Source organism: Nostoc cf. edaphicum LEGE 07299 (assembly GCF_015207245.1).
Taxonomy (GTDB): domain Bacteria; phylum Cyanobacteriota; class Cyanobacteriia; order Cyanobacteriales; family Nostocaceae; genus Nostoc; species Nostoc edaphicum_B.
This window is the reverse complement of the sequence record NZ_JADEXF010000094.1, coordinates 1-8,552: the sequence shown is the minus strand read 5'-3', so window position 1 is coordinate 8,552 and position 8,552 is coordinate 1. Positions and strand designations below refer to the sequence as shown.

Annotated in this window: 5 protein-coding genes; all 5 read right to left on the bottom strand. The window is 42.8% G+C overall.

Features of this window, described 5'->3' with window-relative positions; translation table 11 throughout:
- The coding region (locus IQ229_RS04495) for a cyclic nucleotide-binding domain-containing protein (protein WP_194041661.1) at positions 1–663 on the bottom strand (663 nt) is incomplete at its 3' end.
- Positions 664–665: 2 nt separating this feature from the next.
- Complete coding sequence (locus IQ229_RS04490) at positions 666–2,327, bottom strand: FAD-dependent oxidoreductase (RefSeq protein WP_194041659.1); 1,662 nt, start codon at positions 2,325–2,327, stop codon at positions 666–668.
- A 292-nt stretch (positions 2,328–2,619) separates the two neighbouring features.
- Entirely contained in the window at positions 2,620–4,791 is a 2,172-nt protein-coding gene (locus IQ229_RS04485; RefSeq protein ID WP_194041657.1) for an AGE family epimerase/isomerase, read from the bottom strand.
- Positions 4,792–4,828: 37 nt separating this feature from the next.
- Positions 4,829–6,949, bottom strand: a complete 2,121-nt coding sequence (gene glgX / locus IQ229_RS04480) for a glycogen debranching protein GlgX (protein ID WP_194041655.1) — start codon at positions 6,947–6,949, stop codon at positions 4,829–4,831.
- Between the two features lie 788 nt (positions 6,950–7,737).
- Entirely contained in the window at positions 7,738–8,529 is a 792-nt protein-coding gene (locus tag IQ229_RS04475; protein WP_194041653.1) for a PEP-CTERM sorting domain-containing protein, read from the bottom strand.
- Positions 8,530–8,552: the final 23 nt, after the last annotated feature.

Here is an 8,552-nt window from a genome sequence, read left to right as displayed (position 1 = left end):
TGCTAGTAAATATTCTAAGTCACAGGGGGTTTCGGCACGTACAATTACTGAGTGCAGCAAGTTGTCAAGAAACAACAGTTGTTCTTTTGTCATTTGCTGGTGATTGAGTTTGAGTCCAAGGTATGGCAATTGTTGAAAGATTTTGTGCAAGTGCTTCCCACCTCGGACGACGGCTGTTGCTGGGTTGTTCAACTCGTGGGCTAGACCAGCTGCTAAAGTGCCGAGTGCAATTAGCTTTTGGTGGTGTTGTGACATAGATTCCAACATTTGCACCCGTTGCGCCGTGATGATTAAAAGGTCGCGCGTAATCGACGGACAGGTTGTCAGCATTTCCCAGAAAGTATCTGTGTCCCATTTCAACATATAGCTCGGTTTCACGGCACGCACGTTGACGAGATGGTAAGGAGCATCTAATAGAATCAACTCATGACCTGTATATGTTCCAGCACCAAAACTCATTACGTGTTTTTCTGCATTGCCGACCTTTTTGGTAAACTCGATTTCGCCTTCTATCAGCACATAGAAATAGTCTAGTGGTTCTCCCTCAATGGCTATGTACTCTCCCGAAACCAGACATAGTTCGCAGCCGTGTTCAGATAACCATTGGAATTGCTCATTTGTCAATTGTGCAAAAAGTGACACTTGACGCAAAGCATCTAACATAATTACACCTTACTTAGATATTGATGGATGAACTGGATAGCGATCGCACCCTCTCCAACGCCAGAAGCAACTCGCTTCACAGAGCCGTTACGCACATCTCCAGCCACAAATATGCCTGGTACACTGGATTCAAGCAGGAAGGGTTGGCGATCCAGTTTCCATGCCTTTGAACATTGTTTATTGGCTATCAAGCTTGGCCCAGTTAAGATAAACCCTTGTTCGTCTCTCTCCACAATCCCAGCCAACCAATCAGTGTGTGGCTTTGCGCCAATTAAAATGAACAGCAGCTTTGTGGGAATGGTTTCCTGCTCGTGGGTTTTAGTGTTAGCGATCGTAATTGCTTCTAGGTTAGTCTGGCCATGAGCCTCGACGATGTGGGACTGAAACTGTACTGTGATATTGTCTGTTGCTAAGATTTGGTCTATCAAGTACTTTGACATACTTGTAGCCAGTGAGTTGCCGCGTACCAACATAGTCACATGGCGAGCATACTTAGAAATGTACACCGCAGCCTGCCCGGCTGAGTTAGCTCCGCCAACTACATAAACATCTTCATTTTGGCAGGAGAGTGCTTCCGTCATTGCCGCACCGTAGTATACACCGGCCCCAGTCACATTCTCAATGCCGGGCACATCAAGCTTGCGATATGAGACACCTGTCGCAATTAGCAGTGCGTAACAGCTTAATTCTGTCCCGTCTTTCAGCTTGATGATGCGACAAGAATCTTGCAAGCGAATGTCAATTACCTCTTGAGGCGAGAGAATTTCTACCCCAAATCGTTTAGCTTGAGTAACGGCGCGGCGAGCTAATTCCGATCCAGTAATTCCTTGGGGAAAGCCTAAATAGTTCTCGATACGGGAACTTGTTCCTGCTTGCCCCCCTGGAGCCTCTTTTTCAATCAATACTGTGCGTAGGCCTTCAGACGCTCCATAGACTGCTGCTGCTAAACCAGATGGGCCAGCCCCCACGATCACCAAGTCGTAAAAGGGCATTTGGGCCTGCATCTTCAACCCGATTTTTTCAGCAATTTCGGCGTGCGTTGGCTGTATGAGATACGAACCGTCAGGGCATATTACTAGTGGCAAATGTGTGGTATTACATTGAGCATAACTAACCCACTGACGCGCTTCTTCCTCTGCCTCAATGTCCAACCACTGATAAGGCATATAGTTGCGGGACAAGAAGTCCTTAATGTGATGACTCTTGGGCGACCAACGGGAGCCAATAACGCGAATACCTTCAAAGGGTGGGCGGTATGACGAAACCCAATCGTCTAATAAATCGCTAAGAACTGGGTACAGAATATCTTGTGGCGGCTCCCACGGTTTCATAAGATAGTAATCAATCTTTGCTGTATTTATCGCAGAGATAGCAGCATCGGTGTCCGCATAAGCTGTTAGCAAAACTCGTTTTGCAGACGGGAAAATTTCCATAGCCTGTTCAAGGAACTGCACGCCCGACATTTGTGGCATCCGCTGGTCTACCACACAGAGGGCAACTGTCTCATTACGTAATTTTACCTGTTGCAATACTCTCAAAGCATTTGCACCTGAGTCGGCTCGTAGTACCCGAAAACGATTACCATACTCATGTCGGAGATCTCGCTCTATTACTCGTAGAACTCCGGGGTCATCGTCAACAGTAAGTAGTACAGGATTAACCAAAATTGCTCCTTTCTAGGAATGATGTTTGTAATTATTTAACTAGCCAGAAAAACTGAGTTTTTTGGTATATAATATTACGAGCTAAATTAAGGAAGGCTAAGCGTGCAGGGAAAGAAAAACTTCCCCAGCACCCCCCGCTCTCCCTGCTCCCTTTACTCCTTTTAACAAATAACTTTCCTTAACCGAACTGTATTGAGCGTAGTCCTAATAGCTTTGGATAAACCGCCGTTTCCTTGTTGGAACTATGTATCTTTTATCTAATTAGGACTACTAAAATGTGTTTTAACGCAACTTACACACTTGCCAGTTGAACAGTTTCATACTCATCCAAAACGGTTACACTGTCGCAAAATGCACTCGTCATCAGGAATTGTTTCACGTTCTCCGGTGCGCCGACGATGTAGAGTTCAACATCAGAACCCAGTTTTTGCTTGGCGAAAATCAGAGACCGTAGACCAGCAGTAGTAATACATTCCAGGTCTTGTAGTAGTAAGACCAGACGATTGATTGGCTGTGCTGTAGCTTTAGCGATCGCTTCCTGAAAATGTACCACACCGTTGGCATCCAATAACCCAGTTAAGGAGATTTTGGCAATACCATTACTAACTTCCAACACTGTTGCGTCGAAAGATACTTGAGTCGGAAGCAGTCTCACCTTAACTTTCACATCGTCTTGAGTAACTGGCAGTTTGACTGTCAGGTTTACAGGATCAAAATCGGCATACCTTTGCCCGTTGATCCAAACATCGCCAATCTTCACACTACCTGGTGGTAAGATATCTGGTGCAACTCGCAGGATATTGTCCTTAAATCCACCTGGCTTTGGTTTAAAGTACAAATCCATTGGCTGTTTAGTAATCAGCAGATTCGTATAAACGCAAGCTAAGTAGGCTAATTCAAACGAGTGATAACCGCTCATTGAGTGGCTTCCCTTGCCTCGTTCGGTTCCTAATAAGTAAGGAATCCCATTTGATAGAACATTGAAGTAGATACCGCCAGCCACGTAATCAAGGAACCAAGCATTGTAGAAGGCTGCCGCTTCACGGGCTTGGCGTTGATACTCAGGTTTATCAAGTGAACCGTTGAGGATCAGGTAGGCTAAGATAGCTTGTTCTTGTTGCCACCAAGCTTTCCGATTATGCCAGACAAAACGGTGTACCTCTTGCCCTGGTTTTAAGGTGCGTTCGACTACATCGTACCACCCCCCACGCTGTTGGTCGCTACCGACTGCTGGCATGATTTCTGCAATCTTTTCTGCCAGAGCCACATAGTTTTCTTTTGGTTTCAGGTGGTTCATCCGCATTAAGTTCCAAGCAATTTTCAGGTTATGACCTACAACTGCTCGATTTTGCTGCCATCCCCAAGTTGTATCGTGAGTCCAGTCCTCATAAAAACGTTCTTGAACAAATGGGCTATGGTCATAATCTGGGAACCGCTTCTCAATGGTGTCGAAGGTGTACTCCAGGAAGTTTGCGTATTCTTCTTTGCCAGTCGCTAGCCAAAGATTGATCAAATAAGCTGGAGCATGATCGCCTACAGAGTTCCAGTTTTTCTTGGCGCGATTGTGGCCTAGAGTCTGAGAGTGGGGGCTGAGAGTAATCGGATCGATGTGGGAGAAAAATCCTCCTTTCTCTGTCTTGTCCAAGAAATACTTGTCAAACAGATTAATCGTCAACTCGATATCTTTGATGATGCGTGGATCGCCTGTTATCCGATAGGTTTGGGTGGGGCCAGCTAGGGCATAAATTTGCTCATAAGCTGGAATAGCGTCATAATCATCCCCAAATTCTGAGGAGAATATTTTCTGTTCGCTGCCACCTGGTTTGACATCAACACCATGATACCAATAGCAAATTCCTTCGCCTTCATCGAGAAAACGCATGTGTTGGCGGAGGTATTCAGTGCCTTTTTCCGCAGCTTCAAGATAGCGATCGTCTCCAGTCATCATGTAGGCTGTGGCAAAACCATAAACTAGACGAGAAATGGTGTCAGTTTCCTGACGAGTACTATCTTCTTTGGAACCAACTAAACCGATACCAGTCCGATATTTTCGATAATCAATATCGCCATCTTCAAACTGGGCTTTGAGGTAAAAATCGCCAAGGCTTCGGATCTGCTTGACCCACCAATCTGGTCTTTCAAAAAGATACTCGTTTTCTGTTCTACCCGGAAAAACTATGTGTTTAGCTTCAAACTTATGCTCACCTGCCTCAGGATAAAAAATGCCATACACGAAAAGATAGCAATTTGGCACGAGCATTGAATTTATTTGGCTAGTGCAATCAAAGAAAGGCTCATCTAAATTCCGTACTAGTTCAGCATAGGTCATTGAGGTCAATGCTACTTCAAATTTCCTGCCATCTGACGTTTTGAGATTAAAAGTACCAGAATCTCCCTTACTTGAATCAAAAGCGGTAACATATCCAGCAATCAAATCCGAAAACGAAAAGCCTACATTACTCATTGAATTAACTCCAAATTGGAAATTCATTAACTGAAAACTATTTAGAAATCAGAACAACAACGCTACGCTCTTTAACGGAATAGACATTATCTGAAACTACAGTTTCTTCCCCTGGCTCTGCAATATCTATCGGAGAAGGAAGAGCAGTATCTACGACTCTGTACCATTTTCTATCTTTAAGAGAAGGAATTTCAAACTCTAGATCCTCCCAGTACATATTGAGCATGACATGAATATCTGCTTCTTCTTCAAAGCCACCGAGAGTAAATGCAATAACTCTCGCATGAGAATCGTGCCAACCTGGTTTGAACAACTTGCAGCCATGCCAAGCAATGTCTGCTAAACCGCGTTCGTTAACTTCACCAGTGAAAAAATTACTACGACGTAAAGCAGAATGGCAGTAGCACTTGCGGAAATTAATCATTAGTTTGAAGAACCTGAAAATATCAGCATTCTTCTGGGCAAGATTCCAATCTAACCAACTAATTTCGTTATCTTGGCAGTAAGCGTTGTTGTTACCCTTTTGAGTACGTCTGACTTCATCACCAGCCACAACCATTGGCACACCTTGAGAGAGCATGAGAATGGCTGCAAAATTCTTAACCTGTCGCCGACGTAATCCATCAATTTGGGGATTGTCAGTTTCTCCTTCAACCCCACAATTCCAACTCAAATTGTCATTGATGCCATCCCGATTGTTTTCACCATTCGCGTCATTGTGCTTGTGGTTGTATGAAACTAAATCATTGAGGGTAAATCCATCATGACAGCTAATGAAGTTGATGCTGTTAATTGGTAAATGTCTGCTCGATTGGTAAAGGTCAGAACTTCCAGCAATGCGCCAAGCAACTGCCCCAACCATTCCTGCATCTCCTTTAACAAAGCGCCGGATGTCATCTCGAAAACGTCCGTTCCATTCTGCCCAACGATATCCAGGGAAATCGCCAATTTGATAAAGCCCACCGGCATCCCAAGCCTCGGCAATGATTTTGGTGTCAGCTAGTGTTTCGGATGTTTCAATGTGCCAAATCACCGGCGGATGGCTCATTGGTACCCCGTCTTGGCTGCGAGATAAGATGGAGGCTTCATCAAAGCGGAAACCATCGACATGCATCTCTTTCACCCAAAATTCCAGGCAATCTACAATTAACTTTTCTACTATGGGATGGTTGCAATTGACGGTATTGCCACACCCGGAGTAGTCCATGTAGTACTGCTTATCCCAAGGCACTAGGTGATAAAAGATATCATTAAAAAGACCTTTAAAGCTGATGGTTGGGCCTTCATGGTTGCCTTCGTCGGTGTGGTTAAAGACTACATCTAGAATGACTTCAATCCCTTCTTTGTGTAAAGCCTTGACCAAATCTCGAAACTCTCTGATATGATTTCCGACATCAGGGAAAGCGCAATATGAAGCTTCAGGAGCAAAGTAACTGTGGGGGTTGTATCCCCAGTAGTCTTTTAGTTCTTTACCGTTGACTTCTCGGAGAAGGTTCTTTTCGTCAAAGTCAAATATTGGCAGCAGTTCAACAGCTGTGATTCCTAACTCTTTCAGGTAAGGAATTTTCTCGATAATTGCAGAAAAAGTGCCTGGGTGTTTGCAGCCTGAAGAAGGCGATCTGGTAAATCCGCCAACGTGTACCTCATAAATTACGGTGTCGCTCATTGGGCGGTTAAGCGGGCGATCGCCTTCCCAGTCATAATTAGACGTATCAATAACTACACTACGCATAGATGTAGTCAGGTTGTCTTTTGACCCTAAAGCATCGTTGCGCTGCCAAAGAGTATTGGTGTTTCCTCTAGCATAAGGGTCAAGCAGTACCTTATTTTTATTAAAGCGGTGTCCTGCTCCGTGTAAATCAGGATTCCCATTAACTCGATAAGCGTAGTGAGCGCCCGGTTTTAACCCTCTGACATAGACATGCCAAAAATGGAAGGTTTTATTGAATTTTGGGTTTAACTGAATAATTTGTCTTGGCTGCGGAGCATCATCGCGATCAAACAGCAAGAGTTCGACAGAGGTAGCATGTTCTGAAAAGATGGAAAAGTTTACTCCATCTTTGTCTGGTATCGCACCAAAAGGGTGTGAACATCCCGATTCTACTTGGTAATCAGGTATTTCTAGTTCAACCTGATATCTATCTGTAGTTAAAGTCATTCTTTCTCTGTGTCCTTATAGCATTTAACTGGTGGGCCATTTAGCATGCTTTTAGCCATCAAAAAATTATTAATGGTCAAAGTTGTGTTAAATTACCCCTTAATTGTTGACTACAATATTGCCCTGAAGAAGGCTTACTGATTGGAAAAGCTACTTATATAGGACTCCGATTTGATTTCTGAAAACATATTGAGATTGAAAAGCCCGTTTTATCAGGGTTTTATCTGAAATATTGTTCAAAAATAAGATATGAGTCCTATACATCTATTCAGTAATTACTGAGTCAAAACTTCGCAACTAAAGTGAAAATTTTAAATCTACTCATTTCGGTAATTTAATTGCCTTGTTAAGTAGTTTATACAAATTAATTTTAATGAATGATTCATATAGTTACAAGGGCTTAACTTTTGGATGAGGTTTGTATTATTTTGATAATAAATAATAATGTTTTTAACTATTTACAATATTTAAATTTTAGGATGCGTTAGCTCAGGCTAACGCATCCAGGCTTTATATACAATCTAGAAGGAAAATGAGAAGTTTTTACAAGTTATAATCAAGTTTTATCTACTTTGGTAAATTAACAATCTATCACCGGATTTGATAAATCATTAATCTTTACTTGCTGTTTCTTAATACCATTTTTTCGCGTTGCTCCTTTGGATTGTACTAATACGATTCGGTTAAGAATATTTGTAGGTTGGGTTGAGGAAGGAAACCCAACAAACCCTGGAACTACACATTTTTATTTTTTGGGCTTAACCGAACCGTATTGGATGTGGTTTAGCTTAAGCTTTTTTAAAAGTTTTAAGCTTACGCTTCATCAGCCAGCCTATGCTACCTATTGCTAATACACCACCAATAGCACTCGGCTCAGGAACTTGAGTAGTATTCTCAATACTTAAGAAAGTTTGTCTAGTCAGACCCAAGAATAAGCTTGTACCGCCGGCTACTTCAGATGCAGCGGCATAGGTAAAGGCGTTGACACCAGCAGTCAATGGATTAGATGCAATGCGTGAGCCTGTGGCAGTATTAAAGCCAGAATCAAAAATATTGGCGTCGAGGATGTTTATGCTGCTACCTAAACTCGTCAGGGCTGCGTTAATCCGTGCGTTTTCCTGTTGAAAATTATTATTATCTCCTAGAAAGAAAATAGACCCGTTGTTTTCCAAGAAATCTCCTAGAGAGGCAATCTCGGCATCAGTGAAGGAATCATCTGGCAAAGGGCTGATAAATAAATCGGTACTAGAAAGTACAGCGGGAGTAATTAGATCGCTAACAATTGTGGATGTTACACCAGTAAGACTGTTGTAGAAGCTATTAATTTCAGATTCAATAGCTTCTACAGCAGTATTATCCCCGCTACTAGTACTTTGTACAATTACATTGGTTCCACCTCCCAAGATATTAGTAAAAAATTGTACATTTCCTGGATTTATCGGTTGATTAGATGAAGCCACCAACGGATTCACGATATTAGCATCACCAGAGACGATAAAAGTGCCTGCATAAGAACGTGAACCTATGCTGAATGCTAATATTACCGAGGCGGAGTAAAGCGCTCCTTTGATGAGTTGCATGATTTTTTAGAAATAGTGTGTAA

What these genes read in the sequence shown, in the direction of transcription:
- IQ229_RS04475 (WP_194041653.1), bottom strand. Translation starts at nt 8,529, where the DNA reads ATGCAACTCATCAAAGGAGCGCTTTACTCCGCCTCGGTAATATTAGCA.
- glgX (WP_194041655.1), bottom strand. Translation starts at nt 6,949, where the DNA reads ATGACTTTAACTACAGATAGATATCAGGTTGAACTAGAAATACCTGAT.
- IQ229_RS04485 (WP_194041657.1), bottom strand. Translation starts at nt 4,791, where the DNA reads ATGAGTAATGTAGGCTTTTCGTTTTCGGATTTGATTGCTGGATATGTT.